Here is a 19408-nt window from a genome sequence, read left to right as displayed (position 1 = left end):
ATCACGCCATCTCGATCAGTCGACCATCCGCAGTGATCAGCGCGGTGCGAATCGCCATCGACGGAAATACGTTCTGCGCCACCGCGCGATAGCGTGCCAGCTGCGCCGCATAATCGGCGCGCTCGCTATCCAGCAGTCTGCGCTTGTAATCGAGTATCCATGTTTCGTCGTCGAACATGACGAGTCGATCGAAACGCACGGTGCCGGCGGCATCGACAATTTCCATTTCGTTGCGCGCGAAGCGATGCCGCGACGGATCGAAGAAACGCATCAGTTCCGGATTATCGAAAATCGCCTGCGCCTGTATACAGATGACGTCCGCCGTCTGGCGTGGACAGCGCAGCCATTTCGCCACGATCTCCGGCGCGTGCAGCGCAACCGGCCATGACGGCACATGCGTCAACCGTTCCAGCAGTGCATGCAGCGCGATGCCTTCGTCGATTTCCTTGCTGGAGAAAACCGGCGGCGCGTCCTCCAGGAACGGCAGTGGCGGCGGATCGAACAGCGGCAGGGAAAATTCGGCGTCCGTCGATACCGATGCCGTCGCATGTACTGGTGCATCTTCCGGCATCTGCTCTATCGGTAGAGTCCATAGCAGCACCTGTGCGAAGCGCGCATACCAGCTGTCTGCCGTCATGCCGTCGGCTGCGGCGCTGCGCCGATCGGCCACGCCGCTGACGATCAGCAGATCGCGCGCGCGCGTCGCTGCCACGTACAGCAGGTTCCAGTCTTCCTGCGTCTTCAGCTGCTCTTCTTCCGAGAACAGGGAATCGCGCGCGACGCCGCGCTCGGCCTTGCGCGCAAAAGCGGAGAAATGCGTGGGCGCGTCGGTATCCTTCCATTCGCACAGCACGCCGAAATCGTCGCGCGCACCTTCGCTGTGGTTGGCGTCGAGCAACACGACGATCCGCGCTTCCAGCCCTTTCGCGCCGTGTATCGTCAGGATACGCACCGCGTTCAGCGCGGCATCGATATCGGCTTCGTCGGGCGCGTCGCTGTCGGCCGCCTTGCGCAGGCGCCGCAAGGCGTCGATGAATTTCGGCAGGCTAGGATAACGGCCGGCATCCAGATTCAGCGCCAGTTCGGTGAAGGCTTCGATGTTGCCTAGCACCTGTCCGCGCTGCAGCGGCGACGAGCCTTGCGCATAACGCGCGACGACATCGCCCTGGTGCAGAATGCGATCGACCAGATCGTGCACCGGCAGATGCGCGGCGACATCCAGCCAGCCGCGCAGCAGCGAGGAGGCACGACGCAGGAGTGGCGACGCATCGTCTTCCGCCGCGCGATGCTGCAGACGCGTCCACCACGTCCGCTCACTGCGCTGCGCGAGCGCGATCAGGTCGTCGTCATGCGCGCCCATCATCGGCGACTTCAATACATGCGCCAGCGCCAGATCGTCGTGCGGCGTAATGAGAAAAGTCAGCAGCGCGATCAGGTCGGCCACTTCCAGCGAATCGAGCAGGCCGCCGCGCTTGTCGGAAGCGAACGGAATGCCTGCTTCGCGCAACGCGCGCTCGTACGCCTGCAGATGCGTGCGCTTCCTGACCAGCAGCATCACGTCGGACCAGTCGGCATCCAGCTTTTCCTTCGCTGCCAGCAACGCCTGTGCGACGGCGCGGCCTTCCTGCAGTCGGCGCGCGTCTTCTTCCTCGTCGCGCGCAGTGGTCAGCGGATCGCGCAGCTGTTCCGGCGTCCACGCCGTCTTTTCGGTGCGTTCCTGCTGTGCCAGCGGCAGACGCCAGACTTCACCGTCGTCGCCGGCCAGCGTGGTCTGCGGCCGGTACAGCGGATTGGCGGCCAGGCTGTCGTTGAGCGTTTCGACGATGGCGGCAGCATTGCGGCGCGTCTGGTTAGTGCGCAGGAAGGCCGCGCCGTCCTGCATCAATGCATCGCGCGCGGCGGCGAATACGCGCGGTTCGGCGCGGCGGAAACGGTAGATCGACTGCTTGGGATCGCCGACGACGAACATCGACGGCCGCGCCACATCGTCGCCGTAGGCGCGCAGCCACGCCTGCACGATCTGCCATTGCAACGGATTGGTATCCTGGAATTCGTCGAGCAGCACGTGGCGGTAGCGCGCATCGAGCCGGCTCTGCAGATAGGCCGCGTGTTCACTGTCGGCCAGCAGCCGCCACGCCTGCCATTCAAGATCGGCGAAATCGAAGACGCGCTGTTCGGCCTTCACCGCCTGATAGATATCCAGATAGGCGGCACCGACGGTGAACAGCGCTTCGTTCAACGCGATCACCAGGCATTCGCTGGCGCGCAGCGCAATGTGTTTCAGCGTGACGCCGATCGCTTCGAATTCCGCCTCGAACGCCGGTACACCGTCGTCGCCCAGATTGCGCAACACGACATCGCACAGCTTTCCCTTGGCGGCGCTGTTGCCGCGCGGCTTGCCGTTGTCATCGACGAACTGCGTCAGCAGCGCATCGTACTGCTCGATGCCGGCGCCGGCGCTGATCGCCGTTTCGATCGCCGTCGCGCGCTTCTGGTTGGTCGCGGTGCCCTGCCCAAGCAGCGATGCGATGCGCAGGATGCGTTCGCGCAACGCGTCATCGCTCCACACCGACAGCCGCGCATCGCGCTCGGCATCGTCGCCGCAGCATGCGCGCAACCAGTCAAGCGGATTACCGCCGCGCTGCGTCGCCGCCCACCATTCGGCGCGTTTACCGACGAAGGCGTCGAGCAGATTGCGCGCGCGCGCATCGCCGACCTGTTCGTACAGTGCCAGCAGCGCCGCGCGCCATGCGGCGTTCTCCGGCTGATTAATCGCCTGCATGAAGCGGCCGTAAGCTTCCGTCATCAGTTCGCCGGTCGATTCCGTCAATGCGTAGCCGTGCGGCACGCCGGACGCCAGCGGTGCGATCTGTATCAGGCGCATGAACCAGCTGTGGAAGGTATCGATCGACAGCGGCTGCGCGCTGCGCAATACGCGGTCGTACAGCGCGCGCGCCTGCGGCAGCGCCGCCGCCAGTTCGCGTTCCGACACGCCGCGTTCGCGCAGCAGCGTTGCGGCTTCTTCTTCCGAGGCCAGCGCCAGTTGCTGCAGCAACAGCAGCAAACGCTCGTGCATTTCTTGCGCAGCCTTGCGCGTGAACGTGATTGCCAACACCGACGACGGCTCGGCGCCCGCCAGCAGCAGGCGCAGGATGCGCGCCACCAGCAGCCAGGTCTTGCCGCTGCCGGCGCAGGCCTCGACCACGACCGAACGCGCCGGATCGCAGGCGGTGACGACGAAGCGCGCGGCGTCGGCCGCTTCGCCGTCGATCTCATAGGCGCGTGGTGCAGCCTGCTGTTCGTTCATCACCACGCCCCCTTGCGGCACAAGCCGCGCACGTCGCAATAGCGGCAGACCGATTCCGGCCCGCTCGCCGGCAATGGTGCACCTTCGTCGATGCCGCGCATGCTGCCGACGATGCGCTGCTCCAGCATTTGCTGCCAGCGCGCATAATCGTCGGCGTCCGCTTCGCGTATGCGTTCCTTCGTCGCTTCCAGCGGCACGTAGGCTGCAGCTTCCAGCGGCACGTCCGACAGCAGGCCGTAGAACGGCAACTGCTGGTCTTCGCCCTGCTTCAGTCTTTCCGACAATGCCGCGCGGTTCGTGCTCTTGTAGTCGAGCACGCCGCGCGCGCCGTCGGCATTTTCATCGACACGATCGATACGGCCATGCAGCAGGATTTCACCGTCATCCCATTGCAGCAGTTTTTCGAAACGCTGCTCGCCGAATACGAAACGCCAGCCGGCCGCCTCGCGTTCTTCCACCCATGCCAGATAGGCCGGCATCGTCTTCTTCCAGCGCGCGTAATAGCCGAGCGCGGCTGCGCTTTTCCGCAATTCGTCGCGGAACACGCGTTCGGAAATGTCGTCCAGCAGGGATGCGCGTTCATCGGCGGGAACCGTGCGCTGCTGCACTGCCTGATGGAATTGCGCCAGGATGCGGTGCAGCCAGTCGCCGTAGTCGCGCTTCGCTGGCATCTCCGACAGTTCGTCGAGACCGGACAGGCCCAGCATGCGCGTGGCGAAGAATTGATACGGACAGGCAACCAGACTGTTGTACGCACTGGCCGACAGTTTCGACGGTCGCAACGCAGCAGCCTGCGGCGCCGGCATGAACGGCGGCGCCGCCGTCATCGTGCGCGATGCGATCGTGACCTCATGCTTCTTCAACGGCGCAGCACCGGCCTGCGCCAGTGTCAGCTCCAACCGTTCCAGCCACGGACTCATCGGATTCGGCTCGCCGTTGCGATGCATCTGCCACGACATGACGACACAGTCGTTCGCCATCAGCAGTTCGGTGACGTCGCGCAATTGCTGGCGCTGCCGGCTCTCGCGCGTGGCCAGGCCCAGTTCGCGCCGCACCGCATTGGCAAAGAACAGCGTTTCGACCGGACGCGACGGCAGGTGATCGGCATCGGCGCCGACCAGCAGCACCGCATCGAAATGGCGCAGGCGCGCGCCGTTCAGCGGCAGCATGACGACTCGGCGATCGCGGTTCGGCTGTACGAAAGCCGTCGCTTCCAGTTGCAGATCGACGAAGGCGCGCCATTCGGCGAACGAAAAATCGTGATCGATGTTTTCGCATTCGTCGGCAATGGCCTGCAGCAGCTGCATCACCTGTGCGCCGGCTGCATCGGCCTGCATTGCGTCGCGCATGCCGAGCGCGCGCAATGCCGCATCGGTGACGCCCAGCCATGCGCACAGCGATTTGCGGCCAGCAAACTGCACCGCCTGCTGTGCCAGCATGGCGACCATGCGCTGCGCATCGGGCACGGCGGCGAGCGCGGCATCGGCCGCATCCCATCCGCTCAGCACGTTGTCGCGATGCAGCGCGATCTCTGCCGCCATCACGAGGTCGGCTTTTTCCGCAATGCCTGCGAAGACGAAAGGCGATTTGAGGAAGTCGAGCAGGTTGACCGTTTCCGCGCGCGAAGCAACCAGTTCCAGCCACGCGGCGATCGCGGCAGCGGCGCGTGTGGTCGAAAGTTTCCAGCCAGTTTCATCGGCGACGTGGATCTGCGCGCGTTCCAGCAATGCACGGATACGGCGCGCGACGACGCGATCCTGCGCGACGATGGCGATGCGTTCTTTTCCCTGCGACAGCCAGTCGATGATGGTCTGTGCGCCGGCGCGCGCTTCGTCTTCCAGGTGCTGCGCCGCATACAGCGCGAATCCCGGCGGCACAGTCAAGGCTTGATCGTCGACCTCGATGCCGATTCCATTGCCGGACATGACGTCGGCCGGCACATCGTCTTCCGCCACTGCCAGCATCTCTGGCCATGCCCTCGCATAGACGGGATCGACGCATGACATATTCCAATCCAGCGTCATCGCAATGACCGTTTGCCGCTGTGCATAGGCATCGAGGAAGGCCCGCTCGATCGCATCCGGCTCGACCGGACTGATCCAGAACAACGGCTGGCACGCATGTTCCGCCAGTTGCATCATCTGCGCGAAGCGCACCACGTTCGCATCGCCGATATCCAGCTGGCTTTTCCAGATGGTCCAGACCAATTGCGTTTCATCCGATAGTAAATGGCGTGCCACCGGCGACAATTGTTCGAGCGCCTGCTGCCAGCGCCTGTCAGCTTCTTCATCGTCGCCCGTTTGTGTCTGCATTGACGGCAGCATCGCCTGCGTCAACTCGTCGGACAACGTCAGCAACGTTTCCGCCAGCGGCAGCAGATCGGTATTGCGGCGCGCGGCGAACAATTTTTTCAGCCAGCCATGCTGGCGCAGTTGCGCATACAACGCCATCAGCCGTTCGCTGGATGCGACAGCCGATGTGCCGGCAGGCGGCAGCAAGCCGAGCGCTGCCGACAGCGTCGTGATCGTCGGCGGCACGAAGGCGCGGCCGATGCGGCGCGCCAGTGCCTGCTTCAGCAATTGCAGGTGTTCGAACGTCGGCACCAGCACACGCAGGCCTGACAGATCCGATGTATCGTGCACATGTCCGCTGCCCAGTATGCGGCGCGCAGCATCGTCCCAGAAGGCGGCGGATGGCGGAATCGTGACGGCGGTGAATGGCATCGGCAGTCGGTGAGCGGGCAGTTGAATCGCGTTCAGGTCCGGAATGGGCAAAAGACAAGCAAAAGGACAGCCGCGGCAGGCAAGTTCTGCATTCTATGCGAGGCCGCCGCAAATTTTCTGGGCCGTGCCACACTTTTTATAAAATGGGTTATGATCTGCGCAGACCCCGCCTTATTACCTGCTGTCGTCCCCCAGGAACTTGAATTGAATTGCATCGTCTCCATTTGAGTATCCGGAGGCGTTACAGACAAGCGACAGGAATGTTGTTGCTGCGGCGTCGTTTCATTTCTTTTCTCCTCAAATCGAGGCAAACATGAGCGAAAACATCAAACATATCAGCGATGCGTCCTTTGATACCGACGTATTGAAATCCGACAAACCCGTCCTGGTCGATTTCTGGGCCGAATGGTGCGGTCCGTGCAAAATGATTGCACCGATCCTGGAAGATGTCGCCAAGGAATACGCCGGCAAGATACAGATCGCCAAGATGGACGTCGACGCCAACCAGGCCATTCCGGCCAAGTTCGGCATCCGCGGCATTCCGACGCTGATCCTGTTCAAGAATGGCGCTCCGGCAGCACAGAAGGTCGGCGCACTGGCAAAAGGCCAACTGACCGCTTTCATCGACGGCAACATCTGATATAGTTTGGTCCAAGTACACAGCGATGCGCTCGCATCGCTGTGATTCGTAAAAGCAGCAACAACGCACACCGCGCAGTTCCCTCCCCCACCTTATTTAATTTCCCGTCCGGGAAGCCCGACCATGCATTTATCTGAACTCAAGGCGTTACACGTCTCCGCACTGCTCGACATGGCTATCAGCCTCGACATCGACAACGCCGCGCGCATGCGCAAACAGGAACTGATGTTCGCCATCCTGAAAAAACGCGCCAAAGGCGGCGAACAGATTTTCGGAGACGGCGCACTTGAAGTGCTGCCGGACGGTTTCGGCTTCCTGCGTTCGCCTGATGCCAGCTACATGGCATCGACCGACGACATCTACATCTCGCCGTCGCAGATCCGCCGCTTCAACCTGCACACCGGCGATTCGATCGAGGGTGAAGTCCGCACGCCGAAGGACGGCGAGCGCTACTTTGCACTGGTCAAGGTCGACAAGGTCAACGGCGAAGCGCCGGAAGCATCCAAGCACCGCATCCTGTTCGAAAACCTGACGCCGCTGCATCCGAACAAACTGCTGCAACTCGAACGCGATATGCGCGGCGAGGAAAACATCACCGGCCGCATCATCGACCTGATCGCGCCGATCGGCAAAGGCCAGCGCGGCCTGCTGGTGGCGTCGCCAAAATCCGGTAAATCCGTGATGCTGCAACACATCGCGCATGCGATCACGACCAACCATCCGGAAGCCGTCATGATCGTGCTGCTGATCGACGAACGTCCGGAAGAAGTGACCGAAATGCAGCGTTCGGTGCGCGGCGAAGTCGTCGCTTCCACCTTCGACGAACCGGCGACACGCCACGTACAGGTCGCCGAGATGGTGCTGGAAAAAGCCAAGCGCCTGGTCGAAATGAAAAAAGACGTCGTGATCCTGCTGGATTCGATCACGCGTCTGGCACGTGCGTACAACACGGTGATCCCGGCCTCCGGCAAGGTGCTGACCGGCGGTGTCGACGCCAACGCGCTGCAACGTCCGAAGCGCTTCTTCGGCGCCGCGCGTAATGTCGAGGAAGGCGGCTCGCTCACCATCATTGCCACCGCGCTGATCGAAACCGGCAGCCGCATGGACGATGTGATCTACGAGGAATTCAAGGGTACCGGCAACATGGAAGTGCATCTGGAACGCCGCCTGGCCGAGAAGCGCGTCTACCCGGCGATCAATTTGAGCAAATCCGGCACGCGTCGTGAAGAACTGCTGATCAAGCCGGACCAGTTGCAGAAGATCTGGGTGCTGCGCAAGCTGATGTACGACATGGACGAGATCGAGGCGATGGAATTCATCCTCGACAAGATGAAGGCGACGAAAAACAATGCCGAATTCTTCGACATGATGCGCCGCGGCAGCTCCTGATCTGCGCCCATCTATCGTCAAAACGCCGTTGCCGCTCGCGGAACGGCGTTTTTTCATGCTGAAACGACATCGTTTCGCGTAAATCCGGCGCGTTTGCGTCACGTTTGCAGCACACATACGACGCAGATGCGGTTTTCGTACATACGCCGACTTGCCGCAAGCTGCTGATTTCATTGTATAATTTCGGGCTATTTCCAACCAGGCAAGTGATCGACAATCGGGCCGCGAAGCAGTACAGGCCGACGAAGTGACGATTGGCTACCAAACCATTGAGGCAGAAAATGAAAGAAGGCATTCACCCGGATTACCGCGAAGTCGTGTTCCAAGACATGTCCAACGACTTCAAATTCATCACCCGTTCGACGATCCAGACCAAAGAAACGATCAATTTCGAAGGCAAGGACTACCCGCTGATCAAGATCGAGGTGTCGTCGGAATCGCACCCGTTCTATACCGGCAAGCACAAGATCGTCGATACCGCCGGCCGCGTGGACAAGTTCCGCAAGAAGTTCGGTTCCGTCGGTTCGAAAACCACCACGTCGTAATTCCCGCGTGGATCAAAGAAGGCAGCTGCGGCTGCCTTTTTTATTGTCCTGATTTATTGTCTCGCCTTATTGCACCGGTTTTTATCCTGGTTTTTTGTCCTGACTTTCTGCTCTGATTTCTTGTCCTGCTCGATCGCTCCACTACAGACCGACTACCGATCGTGCACTGAGCACAGACGTTTTGCGGCACAATAGCGCCGAACCATAAAAAACAGCATTCCTTCATGAAGCCAGTCCGACTCCCCGCCTCCGCCACGCTTGCATTGCCGCGCTGGGCGCTGTTCGCACTGTGCCTGCTGTACATCCTGCCCGGCCTGATCGGCCGCGATCCCTGGAAGCCCGACGATGCCACCGGCTTCGGCATCATGTGGACGATGGCGCACGGCTCGCTGGCCGACTGGCTGGCACCGAACGTCGCCGGCCTGCCGATGACGGAAGAAGGTCCGCTCGCCTTCTGGCTGGGTGCACTGTGCATCAAGCTGTTCGGCTGGCTGCTCGGCGAACCGATGGCGGCGCGTATGGCGCCGATCTGTTTTTTCCTGCTCGGCTCGGCTTCGGTGTGGTACGGCACCTATCTGCTTGGCCGCCGTTCCGAAGCGCAGCCGCACAAGCTCGCTTTCGGCGGCCAGCCCGAGCCACGCGACTTCGGCCGCACGCTGGCCGACGGCGCGCTGCTGATCTATCTTGGCTGCCTCGGCCTGCTGGTGCACAGCCACAGCACGACGTCCGAAGCGCTGCAAGTGTCATTGATCGCCTTCTCGCTATACACGACAGCGCGCCTGTTCGAATCGCGCTCAATCGCCAGCGCGGCCGGCTTCGGCATCGTGCTCGGCCTGCTGGCGCTGACGCGCGGATGGACGCCGTCGCTGGCCTTGTGGATAGGCGTCGCGGCGCTGGCATCGGTGCGCGAACGCGGCGTGCTGCTGCGATTGATCCTGGTCGCGCTGCCGCTGGCGACACTGGTTTCCGCCGGCTGGTATATCGCGGCCTGGCTCTCCTCGACCGGCATGCCGGCATTCGAGGCGTGGATGGCATGGAACACCACGCAGGTCGGCACGCCGTCGCTGCCGACCTTTCAGTACTTCTACAAGAACGTGATCTGGTTCGCCTGGCCTGCCTGGCCATTCGCGATCTGGGCGGTCTACGCATGGCGGCGCCAGCGCGAATCGCTGCACATCACGCTGCCGCTGACCTACTTTGCCGTACTGCTGCTGCTCGCGCTGCTGAATCCGAAAGGCGAGGAAACTCTCCTGCTGCCGTTGCTGCCGATGCTGGCAATGCTCGCCGCCTTCGGCCTGCCGACGATGAAGCGCGGCGCGATCAACGCCGTTGACTGGTTCTCGGTGATGACGCTGACGACCTGTGCCGTCTTCATCTGGATCGGCTGGATCGCCAAGCAAACCGGCTGGCCGGCCAAGCTGGCACAGAATGCCTTCAAGATCGCACCCGGCTTCAAACCGGAATTCAGCCTGCTGACCTTTCTGTTCGCGGCCGCCGCGACGGCTGCGTGGATCTGGATCGTCTACTGGCGTGTATCGCGCCGGCCGTCGGTGCTGTGGCGCGCCGTCGTGTTGTCCTCCGGCGGCATCATCCTGTGCTGGCTGCTGCTGATGACGCTATGGCTGCCATGGGGCAATTACATCAAGAGTTATGCAACCGTCGCGCACGATATCTCTGCGCAACTGCCGTCGGTCAAGCGTTGCGTCGCTACCGACGTCGGATCGTCGCAGCGCGCGTCTTTCGCCTACTTCGGCAAGATCCGCTTCGCCGGCCCCGACGAACGCAATTGCGATTACCTGCTGCTGCAGGATCATCATCGCGGCAACCAGTCACCGAAAGTGAAAACCTACGAAGGCAAGCAATGGCAACTGATCTGGCTGGGCCGCCGTGCATCCGACAAGGACGAGCGCTTCCGCCTGTATCGCCGCATCTACGGCGACAGGGCGGAGCCATGATCGCTGCCAGCCGCTTCGCGTAAATACCCTGAATACGACAGGGTGGTTTGCCCGATATCGCGCAATCGCCTACACTTGCCCCATGCACACGCATTCTTCCTTCTCTTTTGCAGCAAGCTTCAACCGTATCCTGACGGCCGCCGGCTGCGCGCGTGCGCATGCATCGACGGGCACGCATGCCCTTTGCCCGGCAGCAGATTCCTGAGCCCGGCGATACCTATCCTACCTTTCCAAGCGCACCACTTCCATCGCCGGGCCTGAAACAGGCGCGATGGCGACCGTCTTTTTCGCAAGGCGGCCGCGCTTCGGGAGCATTCCATGTTCATGCTTTTGCACGGCAAGCCACAGCCTGCCGCCTGCGGACTCGTCCGCAACTTTTCGCCGGCTATCCGGCAATCCGCTTTCTTCTTCGTCGGCATTGTCCCCATCCTTCGTTTCTGCAGTAACGTGCTGGCCTTGCGTATCGATGTCCATCTTCCGCCGCGTTCAGTGGAAAGAGAAATCGCCGCGCTGGATCGCCGGCTGCGCGATCCGGACGACATTCTGTACGGACTCGATTGCATCCCCGTCGATTATCCGGGCATGGTGTTCCGCCATCGCGAAGCCGATGGCGAGCATTACGTCTACGCGGTCAATGCACGCACGGGCCGCCTTGCTGGCTATACGGTTTTCAACCGGTTGATCGAACTGAATCGCAAACAGGATAAACATCTGCGCGCCGCGCATTCCAAATACGCGCGCGCCTACCAGCGTCTCGGCATCGCCACCGCCGTCTATCGCTGGTGGCTGGACAGCGGACGTTGCCTGATCAGCGGTGCACGGCAATCCACCGGTGCCAACGCACTGTGGCAATCACTGGGAAAACGGTACACGCTGTTCCATGTCGACCTGCGCGACAAGCAGTTGTCCTTTCTCGGCCGGCGCATCGATGCCCACACGCGCCAGCAACTGCAGACACGCATGATCCTGGCGGGGAAGGACTGGAGTGCACAACAGCTGGCAGTTGCCATTGGTATGTCGATACCGTAGGTCATCGATATGCAGCGCGTACGACCTACCGAAGATATAGGCGAAAAAAACGGCAGGTATACGCAGTACTTGACTGGAAAGTCGATCAATCGCTCAAGAAAAAAGCCCGCATAAGCGGGCTTTTTCAAACGTGGCCGACAGTAGTGCCGGCCGGATGGCAGACGATCAGTTGACCTTCAAGCGGCCACCGCGGCCCAAGCCGCCCTTGACGTTCTGTGCCTTGTAGTTGCGCAACGAGACAACCATGCCATTGTAGGCATCGATGAACGCCGCCACGGTCGCCTTGCCTTCCGGCGTGCGGGAGAAGCCGCCCAGCGAGCCGGCAGCACTGCCACCGAATGCGCCAAGCGCCGCACCGAAGTTGGTCGCGGTGGAACTGCCTTCCGAAGCGGAAATCTGCACGGCGGAACGAATGTCGTAAAGCGACAGCGTCACGACTGACGATTTCGACTGCACGTTGCCCGCGACACGACCCAGCGTGCCACCCAGCATACCGCCCAGCGATGCGCCAAGGCCGCCGACCGCATCGTTATCGATGATGATCTGCGGTTCCAGGTAATAGTCCGCTGCAACGCGCTGGCCTTTATGCTGTTTGGAGCCTGCACGATATTCGCCCGAATTGCGTTGCTGTTGCGTGATCTTGCTCAAGCGGCTGTTGGTGCGAAGATTGCCGACCGACGTGATGACGAAGCAGTTCGATTGCTGAACCGCCAGACGCAGCAACGGCTCGATCGACGTCACATGCGTTGCGCTGCCGAACTGACCGTACCAGTCCGCGGCGCGGCCGTCATCGATCGCCAGCGTACCGAGTGTTTCCGTGCAACGCTCCAGGGACGAAGAGGCATCCGTGCTGGCAGAACCGCTGGCAGCGCCGGTCACGGCAGTTTTTTCCGTACCGGTAGTAACGCAGCCGGCAAGCAGGACGGCCGCGGCAGCGGCGATCGAGAGGCGATGAATTGCGGAGGACATTCAGGAAACTCCAAAGGTAGGTTGACAAAAAACCGCCTGTTTTTCATCGAAAACATTGGGCGGCGATCTTCCGGAAACTACAGCAATGCGCAACGGCTCAATACATCGCCCAGCGGTCTTCTCTCCAGGTGGAGTAGTACGGGTACCCCCGATGCCATTGGGAATAGATGACGACACGCACTTCCTGCTGCAACTTCCAGTATTCTTCTTCGGACTTTTTCGCCACATTCGCTTCCTTCAGCAGCTTCGCGGATTCCTTGTCGCCACGGCTGGCGGCGGCCGACAGCCATCGCTGCGCCTCACCCGGATCGGATCCCATTTCTTCGAGGCCGGTCAGGTAAGCGCGTCCCAGCGCCTTCTGTGCATTGAGATTTCCCCGTTCTGCTGCATCGCGCATCCAGGTCAGCGCCTTATAGCTATCCTGCCTGACGCCATCCCCGCGAAAATATCGCAAACCCAAGTCGTAAGCCGCACGCGGATCGCGCTTTGCCATATCTTCCAGCGCGGCAATGCGAGCATCGTTCTCTTCGCTGATGTCGGCGGTTTCGTAATTGACCGCAGAACGCGGACGATCGGTGCAACCCTGCGGATCGCAAACTCGGACGACGGATTTTTGCTCCGGCTGCGCGCAGCCGACGAGAGCAAAAAGCGCGAGAAAAAGAATGCCTGTCTTCATCGGGGAACTGGAGAGAACGTTTTTCTTCTTGTAGGAGACAGGCGGACCTGCCGGCGAATTCGCGCCATTCTAGGCATACAGAATGCCAGGGGTCAACTTTATTGCCGAACAATATTTAACAATTCGCGCTCTACACAACAATGCGCCGCGCATTTCTATTCACGCGATGAAAGCAGGCTTGCCTCGGCGAAAAGACGCCTTAGACGAAGGCTTGCCCAGAAAAGGCAATTCCTCCATAATAGCGGGCTTGCGTTGCCGGGATGGCGGAACTGGTAGACGCACGGGACTCAAAATCCCGCGCCGCAAGGCGTGCCGGTTCGATTCCGGCTCCCGGCACCACCAGACTACTGGTTGCACAAGGCGGCTCCTGTTCATCGGGTGCCGCCTTTTTCTTTTCTCTGCATGCTTTCGCGCGATGGCAGACGATTATTGGCCCTCGCGACAGCGCTCCATTCAACGCTGTTCTTCTCTCTCGAATAAACCGAAATGCCCCGGGGTAGCGACGCCCCATGGAAGCGTGCGCATTTTCCGCACAACTCCCGCACGGCACCATCGCACCGCTCTGTTCCAACATGAGGAATAAGTAAAGACCTGCCCTGCGATGGCTGCATACCATCGAACAACTATCGGATTCGTGATCGGCCGACTCAGTGCACGCTGAGCGCACGCACCGTTTCCATGACTTTCTGGCGTTCGACTGCGTTCATCCTGTGGAACATGACAAGCAGCAATGCTTCCTCGTCGCTGGCGGCATAAAAATAAGATACAGGAAGGTCCAGCACCATCGCGATGCGTTGCACCAGATCGCAGTTCGGCGCTCGTTTTCCGAGCTCGTAGCGATTCATGCGGGTGCTGGCCGAGGCTTCTTCCAATCCGATTTCTATCCCCAGCCGCTCCTGCGACCACCCCATATCCTGGCGCGCTTCTTTCAATCGTTTGGCGAAAATCGACATGCGTGTCTTATCAAGAATGAGACACAATCGTCTAGGTTTTCCTTGTGCCAAATACTACCAATTTGGTAGTATTTCTCCCTGTAAATAATTGCCCAGAAGCAATACATTGCGGCAACGTCGAATCGTCGGGTAGAAATGTTCTCCTTCTGCCGACGCTTCCATTTTGCGCGCTCTTTTCACCTGTTGCCAGTAGTCTCCCTTTCGTTCGCAGATGAGACTTTTTGCAAGGAATATGAATGACACTCCTCTGCATTGACTCAAATTCGGCGCAAATTCGGCAGGCGGAATCATGCTTCTTTGCATTCGAAGAATTTTCCACGTGGAATTTTCATTTCGCCCATCTGCCTTGAAAGGATAGCCATGTCATTGCCGTTGCAAGCAAGTACGTCCTCGTCTCCGACAGCCGAACAGGAATTTCTGGCTTTTACTCTTGGACAAGAAGAATACGGAATCGATCTGCGCAACGTGCAGGAATTGCGCGGCTACGAAACCGTCACGCAGCTGGCCAACACCCCGGCTTACCTGAAAGGCGTATTGAATCTGCGCGGCACCATCGTGCCGATCGTGGACATGCGAATCAGGTTCGACCTGGGCGAGCCTGTCTATGACCAGTTCACCGTCGTCATCGTCCTCAATGTCCGGGGACGCATCATGGGCATCGTCGTCGACGGCGTATCCGACGTCGTCGCACTGGCTGCAGATCAATTGAGGCCGCCACCGCAAATGGGCGCCGCCGTCGCGACCGATCATCTGCTCGGCCTCGGCGTATTCGACGACCGCATGCTGATCCTGCTCGATATCGACAGGCTGATGGACGTCGATGCACTCGACCTGGTCGAAAAATTCGCCGCATGAATCGCAGCGTAAACACCATACGCAAGAAATCGTCTTTGCAACCAAGGAGGGAAGGACCATGCTGAAAAACGTGTCGATCAAGTTGCGACTGCTGCTGACCATGGGGTTCATGGGCATTATGCTGATCGTCGGCGGTGCAATGGGCGTCATCGGCCTGCAAACGAGCAACACCACCATGCAGCACATGTACATGAACGAGCTGCCGTCATCCGATGCCATCAACGTGATGCTGACCCGCCTGCTGCAGGCACGCGCCGCGATCAACCGCGTCGCCATGGAACCGAACGATCCCAATGCCGAAGCACAGTTGAAACGTGCGGAGAATTTCTATGCGGAGTCCGATGCTTCCTGGAACAAATACCTGGCGCTGCCGGTGGAAAGCGAAGAGGAAGGCCGGCTGGCGAAAGAAGTCACAGAAAAGCGCGAACTCTATCTGAAGGATGGCAATCAGGCGCTGATCGGTGCGTTGCGCGCCGGGCGGGTCGAGGAAGCCACCAGCATCCTGATGACCAAAATGTCGCCGCTTTATCAGAACCTTTCCAAAAGCGCGAATGCGCTGATCGACCTGCAGACGAAGAATGCCGCTGCCGGCTATGAAAACAGTCAGCACCTGTTCTCGCTGTTCCGCACGGCGGCCATCGGCGGCGTGCTGTTCGGCCTGCTGGCCGTCGCCATCTCGGCCTTCTTCCTGATCCGTGCAATCAATCGTCCGCTGGAGGAAATGCTGCAGCACTTCGATGCGATCGCCTCGGGCGACCTGACGACGAAGATCGAGATCAAGTCGAACGATGAAATGGGACGCCTGATGCGCGGCCTGCAACTGATGCAGCAACGTTTGACGGAAACCGTCGCTCTTGTGCGCGAAGGCAGCGTCTCGATCGGCACTGCCACCACGCAGATCGCCGCCGGCAATATGGATTTGTCCAGCCGCACCGAGCAGCAGGCTGCATCACTGGAAGAAACCGCATCGTCGATGGAAGAGCTGACCTCTACCGTCAAGCAGAACGAAGACAATGCACGCCAGGCCAACCAGATGGCGATTTCCGCTTCCGAAGTGGCAGCGCGCGGCGGCAGCGTAGTGTCCGAAGTTGTCGACACGATGGGATCGATCGACGCTTCGGCCAAGAAGATCGTCGACATCATCGGCGTCATCGACGGCATTGCGTTCCAGACCAATATCCTCGCATTGAACGCGGCAGTCGAAGCGGCACGCGCCGGCGAGCAGGGGCGCGGCTTTGCCGTCGTCGCCAGCGAGGTGCGCAGCCTGGCACAGCGTTCCGCCTCGGCAGCCAAGGAAATCAAGACGCTGATCGACGATTCGGTGCACAAGGTCGATGCCGGCAGCAAACTGGTCGCTCAGGCCGGCGTGACGATGAAAGAGGTCGTCGACAGCGTCAAGCATGTGACCGACATCATGGGCGAAATCCTCGCCGCCAGCCAGGAACAGAGCGCCGGCATCGAGCAGGTCAACACGGCGATCAGCCAGATGGACCAGGTCACGCAGCAGAATGCCGCGCTGGTCGAGGAAGCGGCGGCGGCAGCATCGTCGCTGGAAGAACAGGCAGCGAAATTGTCGGCCACCGTCAGCGTGTTCAAGGTCGGCAACGACCAGATGCATGCGCAGACGGCACAGGTCGTCAGCCTGCAGCCGCGTCACAAGACCTTGCCGCCAGCCGCGCAAAAAACCGCCGCTGCTCCCGCCAAGGTCCAGCGTGTCGCCAATGGCGCACCGGCTGCCGTTGCAAGCAGAGACGAAGACGACTGGGAACAGTTCTGATCGCAACGCTTGGGCACATAAAAAAAATCCGCCTTTTGAGCGGATTTTTTTATGGCGCAGGCACGACAGATGCGTACCGGTCATTGTGCTTTATCAGATCAAATGATTCAGCATGTCAGCGCCGAACAACTCGACCAGGATGTGTACGCCACAGCGGCGCGTCTTCCATCGCAGTATTGAACTCGCCGGCAGTGCTCTGGCCCATCGCTGCTCCGCTATCCATTGCTTCATACAGCTAGCTAGACACAACACATCCGACTGCTCATTTATCAGAACAAGATACGGATCAGCTATGCTCGATGGCCGGGTAGAAATCCCGGTTTTCCTTGCGGATACGTTCGAACAGGATCTTCAGGACCTGATTCGCTTCCCGGCGAAATCCTTCGGGATCGCGTGCCAGCTTGGACGCCTCGTTCCACTTCGCGGCAAAGCCGATATAGGCGGAAGCGATCTTCTGCATTTCCTGCTGATACTGCTTGCCCATGCTGGCGAGCCGCCGGTTGCCGGACTTCTGCAGCTCCGGATACAGATAGCGGTCTTCCACCGACAGATGCAGCTTGATGACCGAGCTCATCGAAATGACGCATTGCGCGATTTCCGCGGCTTTTTCCGCAATGCCCAGCCTGGACAGTTCGCGTAGCACCTGGATACTTTTAAGAATGTCCGAATGCTGATGGCGATATTTTTCGAGATTCATGCCGATACCCTCCCAAGGGAATCACGAACGCCGCCACAACTGCATTGCGACGTTCGTTTCATGCTTTATTTTCGATAAGCCGGCAATGCCGGGCACATCATCGATGCGGCCGGACAAGCCCGCACGACCTCAGATCAAGTGATCCAGCATGTCGGGGCCGAACACTTCGCGATGCAGGCGTTCCTGCGGCACGCCATGTGCCAGCAGATCGGCCCATTGCTGCTGCATGAACGGCAGCGGACCGCACATGTAGATGTTCGCCTTGTCGACTTCCCATTGCGGCAGCTGCTTGAGCTGCATGCGGCCCGGCAGCACTTCCGGATGTGCATCGGCATCTTCCTCGTAGAAAGTCACGCTTTCCAGATTGGGCATACGCTGCTTTGCCTTTTCGAGATCGGCGCGATGCGGATGGTGATCCTGGCGGCGAGCTGCATGCGCGAAGATCACACGGCGCTTCGGCGATTTTTCGGCGATGCGATTCAAGGTCGAAATCATCGGCGTGATACCGATACCGGCCGACAGCAACACGATCGGCTCGTCGCCCTCGGTCTCCGGCAGGAAATCGCCGAACGGCTTGCTGACCTGCAGCAGGCTGCCGACTTCCACATTGTCGTGCAGCCAATTCGAGACTTCACCGGCAGGCGTTTCGTCGCCGGCCACTTCGCGCTTGACCGAGACGCGCAGATGCTGGCGATCCGGTGCATCGGAGAGGCTGTACTGACGCAGCTGGCGCATGCCACTCGGCAGTTGCACCGCCACGCTCACATACTGGCCCGGCTTGAATGCCGGCAGCGCGACACCGTCCAGCGGCACCATCGTGAACGCCTTGACCAGTTCGCTTTCCTTGCTGATCTCGGTCACGCGCATGTTGAACAGCGCACCCGGGATGATGCCGGCTTCCGCATACAGCTTGCTTTCCTCTTCGATCAGCGCCTTTGCCAACAGGCCGTAGGCTTCAGCCCAGGCTTCGATCAGTTCCGGTGTGGCGGCATCGCCCAGCACCTTCTTGATCGCGCCCAGCAGATGATGGCCGACGATCGGATAGTAGGCGGCCGTGATGCCCAGCGACACGTGCTTGTGCACGATGCGTGAGATCACCGGCGCCAGCGCGGCGGCATTGTCGATGTTTGCCGCATAGGCAAACACAGCCGAAGCGAGCGATTGCTGCTGCGCGCCGCTGGCCTGGTTGCCGGCATTGAACGTGTTGCGCAGATGCGGATAGTTTTCGAACAAATCTTGGTAGAACACCTTGGTGATGGTCAGGCCATGCTCGCGAAGGACTGGAACACTGGCGTCGATGTACGGACGGGATGCTGCGGATAACATGAACACTCCTTATGTTGCATTTAAAATGCCACTTTAAGACTCCGAAAAAGACCCCGAAGGGTCTCGACACTTCACTACTTGATCTAGGCCGCGCGTCCCATCGTGAAACTGCGGTGCATTTTCACAATGTATTCGCCGGTATTGCCGCCGACAATGTCGGCCAGCGTGTATTCATCCATGGCGCTATAAAACGCTTCAATGCCGTCGCGCAATATTGCGCGCAAGCGGCAATCGCCGGACAGCCTGCAACCGATGCCTTCGCAATCGATTGCCTCGTTGTCGCCTTCCAGCACGCGCAGCACGCTGCCGATGCGCAGGCTGCCAGGATCGGCTGCAAGCCGGATGCCGCCGTTGCGGCCGCGTACTGCATCGATCCAGCCCATCTTCGCCATCGTGCCGACGACCTTGACCAGATGGTTGTGCGGTACGTCGAACTGCTGCGAGACTTCGGACACCGTCACCGGCGGCGTGCGCGTTTCTTTTGCCAAATACATCAGCACGCGCAATCCGATATCTGAGAACCGGGTCAACTTCATCGGTCAGTGCCCTCCACAACGGTAATCATTC

The 19408-nt window shown here is 60.2% G+C and carries 16 protein-coding genes and 1 tRNA gene; 8 read left to right on the top strand and 9 right to left on the bottom strand.

Annotation, left to right across the window (positions count from 1 at the left end; translation table 11 throughout):
* Position 1: 1 nt before the first annotated feature.
* Both IEV40_RS06175 and IEV40_RS06170 read right to left on the bottom strand, forming a co-directional pair.
* Positions 2-3307, bottom strand: coding sequence for a UvrD-helicase domain-containing protein (locus IEV40_RS06175; RefSeq protein ID WP_188420139.1), 3306 nt, complete (start codon positions 3305-3307; stop codon positions 2-4).
* A complete protein-coding gene (locus tag IEV40_RS06170; RefSeq protein WP_188420138.1) occupies positions 3307-6030 on the bottom strand; it encodes a PD-(D/E)XK nuclease family protein in 2724 nt (907 codons plus the stop codon). The genes IEV40_RS06175 and IEV40_RS06170 overlap by 1 nt, the downstream gene beginning before the upstream one ends.
* 313 nt (positions 6031-6343) lie before the next feature.
* Between IEV40_RS06170 and trxA the strand changes: the two genes are divergently transcribed.
* The 4 genes from trxA (at position 6344) to IEV40_RS06150 (ending at position 10559) form a co-directional block, all read left to right on the top strand.
* Complete coding sequence (gene trxA / locus IEV40_RS06165; protein WP_188420137.1) at positions 6344-6670, top strand: thioredoxin TrxA; 327 nt, start codon at positions 6344-6346, stop codon at positions 6668-6670.
* Between the two features lie 123 nt (positions 6671-6793).
* Positions 6794-8059 carry a transcription termination factor Rho gene (gene rho / locus IEV40_RS06160; protein ID WP_188420136.1) on the top strand — a complete coding sequence of 422 codons (1266 nt, stop codon included), beginning with the start codon at positions 6794-6796 and terminating at the stop codon, positions 8057-8059.
* A gap of 281 nt (positions 8060-8340) precedes the next feature.
* Positions 8341-8604, top strand: a complete 264-nt coding sequence (locus IEV40_RS06155) for a type B 50S ribosomal protein L31 (protein WP_188420135.1) — start codon at positions 8341-8343, stop codon at positions 8602-8604.
* 224 nt (positions 8605-8828) lie between these two features.
* A complete protein-coding gene (locus IEV40_RS06150; RefSeq protein WP_188420134.1) occupies positions 8829-10559 on the top strand; it encodes an ArnT family glycosyltransferase in 1731 nt (576 codons plus the stop codon).
* A gap of 222 nt (positions 10560-10781) precedes the next feature.
* Here the strand turns inward: IEV40_RS06150 and IEV40_RS06145 are convergent, their stop codons facing one another.
* On the bottom strand, positions 10782-11033 hold the full coding sequence (locus tag IEV40_RS06145) for a hypothetical protein (RefSeq protein ID WP_188421200.1): 252 nt from the start codon (positions 11031-11033) through the stop codon (positions 10782-10784).
* Positions 11034-11048: 15 nt separating this feature from the next.
* On the opposite strand from IEV40_RS06145, the gene IEV40_RS06140 reads away from it, so the two are divergent.
* A complete protein-coding gene (locus IEV40_RS06140) occupies positions 11049-11588 on the top strand; it encodes an N-acetyltransferase (RefSeq protein WP_229723988.1) in 540 nt (179 codons plus the stop codon).
* A 165-nt stretch (positions 11589-11753) separates the two neighbouring features.
* On the opposite strand, the gene IEV40_RS06135 is transcribed toward IEV40_RS06140, so the two are convergent.
* Positions 11754-12557, bottom strand: coding sequence for a hypothetical protein (locus tag IEV40_RS06135; RefSeq protein ID WP_188420133.1), 804 nt, complete (start codon positions 12555-12557; stop codon positions 11754-11756).
* A 97-nt stretch (positions 12558-12654) separates the two neighbouring features.
* Positions 12655-13233 (bottom strand): tetratricopeptide repeat protein, encoded by a 579-nt coding sequence (locus IEV40_RS06130; protein ID WP_188420132.1) that lies wholly within the window; start codon positions 13231-13233, stop codon positions 12655-12657.
* A 254-nt stretch (positions 13234-13487) separates the two neighbouring features.
* On the opposite strand from IEV40_RS06130, the gene IEV40_RS06125 reads away from it, so the two are divergent.
* Positions 13488-13572: transfer RNA gene (locus IEV40_RS06125), tRNA-Leu, on the top strand.
* A 308-nt stretch (positions 13573-13880) separates the two neighbouring features.
* Here IEV40_RS06125 and IEV40_RS06120 read toward each other — a convergent pair.
* Positions 13881-14186, bottom strand: a complete 306-nt coding sequence (locus tag IEV40_RS06120; RefSeq protein WP_188420131.1) for a helix-turn-helix domain-containing protein — start codon at positions 14184-14186, stop codon at positions 13881-13883.
* A gap of 360 nt (positions 14187-14546) precedes the next feature.
* Between IEV40_RS06120 and IEV40_RS06115 the strand changes: the two genes are divergently transcribed.
* On the top strand, positions 14547-15041 hold the full coding sequence (locus tag IEV40_RS06115; RefSeq protein WP_188420130.1) for a chemotaxis protein CheW: 495 nt from the start codon (positions 14547-14549) through the stop codon (positions 15039-15041).
* Positions 15042-15099: 58 nt separating this feature from the next.
* On the top strand, positions 15100-16818 hold the full coding sequence (locus IEV40_RS06110; RefSeq protein ID WP_188420129.1) for a methyl-accepting chemotaxis protein: 1719 nt from the start codon (positions 15100-15102) through the stop codon (positions 16816-16818).
* 286 nt (positions 16819-17104) lie between these two features.
* Here the strand turns inward: IEV40_RS06110 and IEV40_RS06105 are convergent, their stop codons facing one another.
* The 3 genes from IEV40_RS06105 to IEV40_RS06095 all read right to left on the bottom strand — a co-directional run bounded on the left by IEV40_RS06105 (position 17105) and on the right by IEV40_RS06095 (position 19377).
* On the bottom strand, positions 17105-17515 hold the full coding sequence (locus IEV40_RS06105) for a hemerythrin domain-containing protein (RefSeq protein ID WP_188420128.1): 411 nt from the start codon (positions 17513-17515) through the stop codon (positions 17105-17107).
* 129 nt (positions 17516-17644) lie between these two features.
* Positions 17645-18841, bottom strand: a complete 1197-nt coding sequence (locus IEV40_RS06100; protein ID WP_188420127.1) for a globin domain-containing protein — start codon at positions 18839-18841, stop codon at positions 17645-17647.
* 83 nt (positions 18842-18924) lie between these two features.
* A complete protein-coding gene (locus IEV40_RS06095) occupies positions 18925-19377 on the bottom strand; it encodes an RrF2 family transcriptional regulator (protein WP_188420126.1) in 453 nt (150 codons plus the stop codon).
* Positions 19378-19408 lie beyond the last annotated feature (31 nt).

The organism is Oxalicibacterium solurbis, from assembly GCF_014635845.1.
Classification (GTDB): Bacteria; Pseudomonadota; Gammaproteobacteria; order Burkholderiales; family Burkholderiaceae_D; genus Oxalicibacterium; species Oxalicibacterium solurbis.
This window is presented reverse-complemented; position numbering and strand designations above follow the sequence as displayed.

What these genes read in the sequence shown, in the direction of transcription:
- IEV40_RS06110 (WP_188420129.1), top strand. Translation starts at nt 15,100, where the DNA reads ATGCTGAAAAACGTGTCGATCAAGTTGCGACTGCTGCTGACCATGGGG.
- IEV40_RS06100 (WP_188420127.1), bottom strand. Translation starts at nt 18,841, where the DNA reads ATGTTATCCGCAGCATCCCGTCCGTACATCGACGCCAGTGTTCCAGTC.
- IEV40_RS06120 (WP_188420131.1), bottom strand. Translation starts at nt 14,186, where the DNA reads ATGTCGATTTTCGCCAAACGATTGAAAGAAGCGCGCCAGGATATGGGG.
- IEV40_RS06175 (WP_188420139.1), bottom strand. Translation starts at nt 3,307, where the DNA reads ATGAACGAACAGCAGGCTGCACCACGCGCCTATGAGATCGACGGCGAA.
- trxA (WP_188420137.1), top strand. Translation starts at nt 6,344, where the DNA reads ATGAGCGAAAACATCAAACATATCAGCGATGCGTCCTTTGATACCGAC.
- rho (WP_188420136.1), top strand. Translation starts at nt 6,794, where the DNA reads ATGCATTTATCTGAACTCAAGGCGTTACACGTCTCCGCACTGCTCGAC.
- IEV40_RS06150 (WP_188420134.1), top strand. Translation starts at nt 8,829, where the DNA reads ATGAAGCCAGTCCGACTCCCCGCCTCCGCCACGCTTGCATTGCCGCGC.
- IEV40_RS06115 (WP_188420130.1), top strand. Translation starts at nt 14,547, where the DNA reads ATGTCATTGCCGTTGCAAGCAAGTACGTCCTCGTCTCCGACAGCCGAA.
- IEV40_RS06105 (WP_188420128.1), bottom strand. Translation starts at nt 17,515, where the DNA reads ATGAATCTCGAAAAATATCGCCATCAGCATTCGGACATTCTTAAAAGT.
- IEV40_RS06135 (WP_188420133.1), bottom strand. Translation starts at nt 12,557, where the DNA reads ATGTCCTCCGCAATTCATCGCCTCTCGATCGCCGCTGCCGCGGCCGTC.
- IEV40_RS06130 (WP_188420132.1), bottom strand. Translation starts at nt 13,233, where the DNA reads ATGAAGACAGGCATTCTTTTTCTCGCGCTTTTTGCTCTCGTCGGCTGC.
- IEV40_RS06170 (WP_188420138.1), bottom strand. Translation starts at nt 6,030, where the DNA reads ATGCCATTCACCGCCGTCACGATTCCGCCATCCGCCGCCTTCTGGGAC.
- IEV40_RS06145 (WP_188421200.1), bottom strand. Translation starts at nt 11,033, where the DNA reads ATGGACATCGATACGCAAGGCCAGCACGTTACTGCAGAAACGAAGGAT.
- IEV40_RS06095 (WP_188420126.1), bottom strand. Translation starts at nt 19,377, where the DNA reads ATGAAGTTGACCCGGTTCTCAGATATCGGATTGCGCGTGCTGATGTAT.
- IEV40_RS06155 (WP_188420135.1), top strand. Translation starts at nt 8,341, where the DNA reads ATGAAAGAAGGCATTCACCCGGATTACCGCGAAGTCGTGTTCCAAGAC.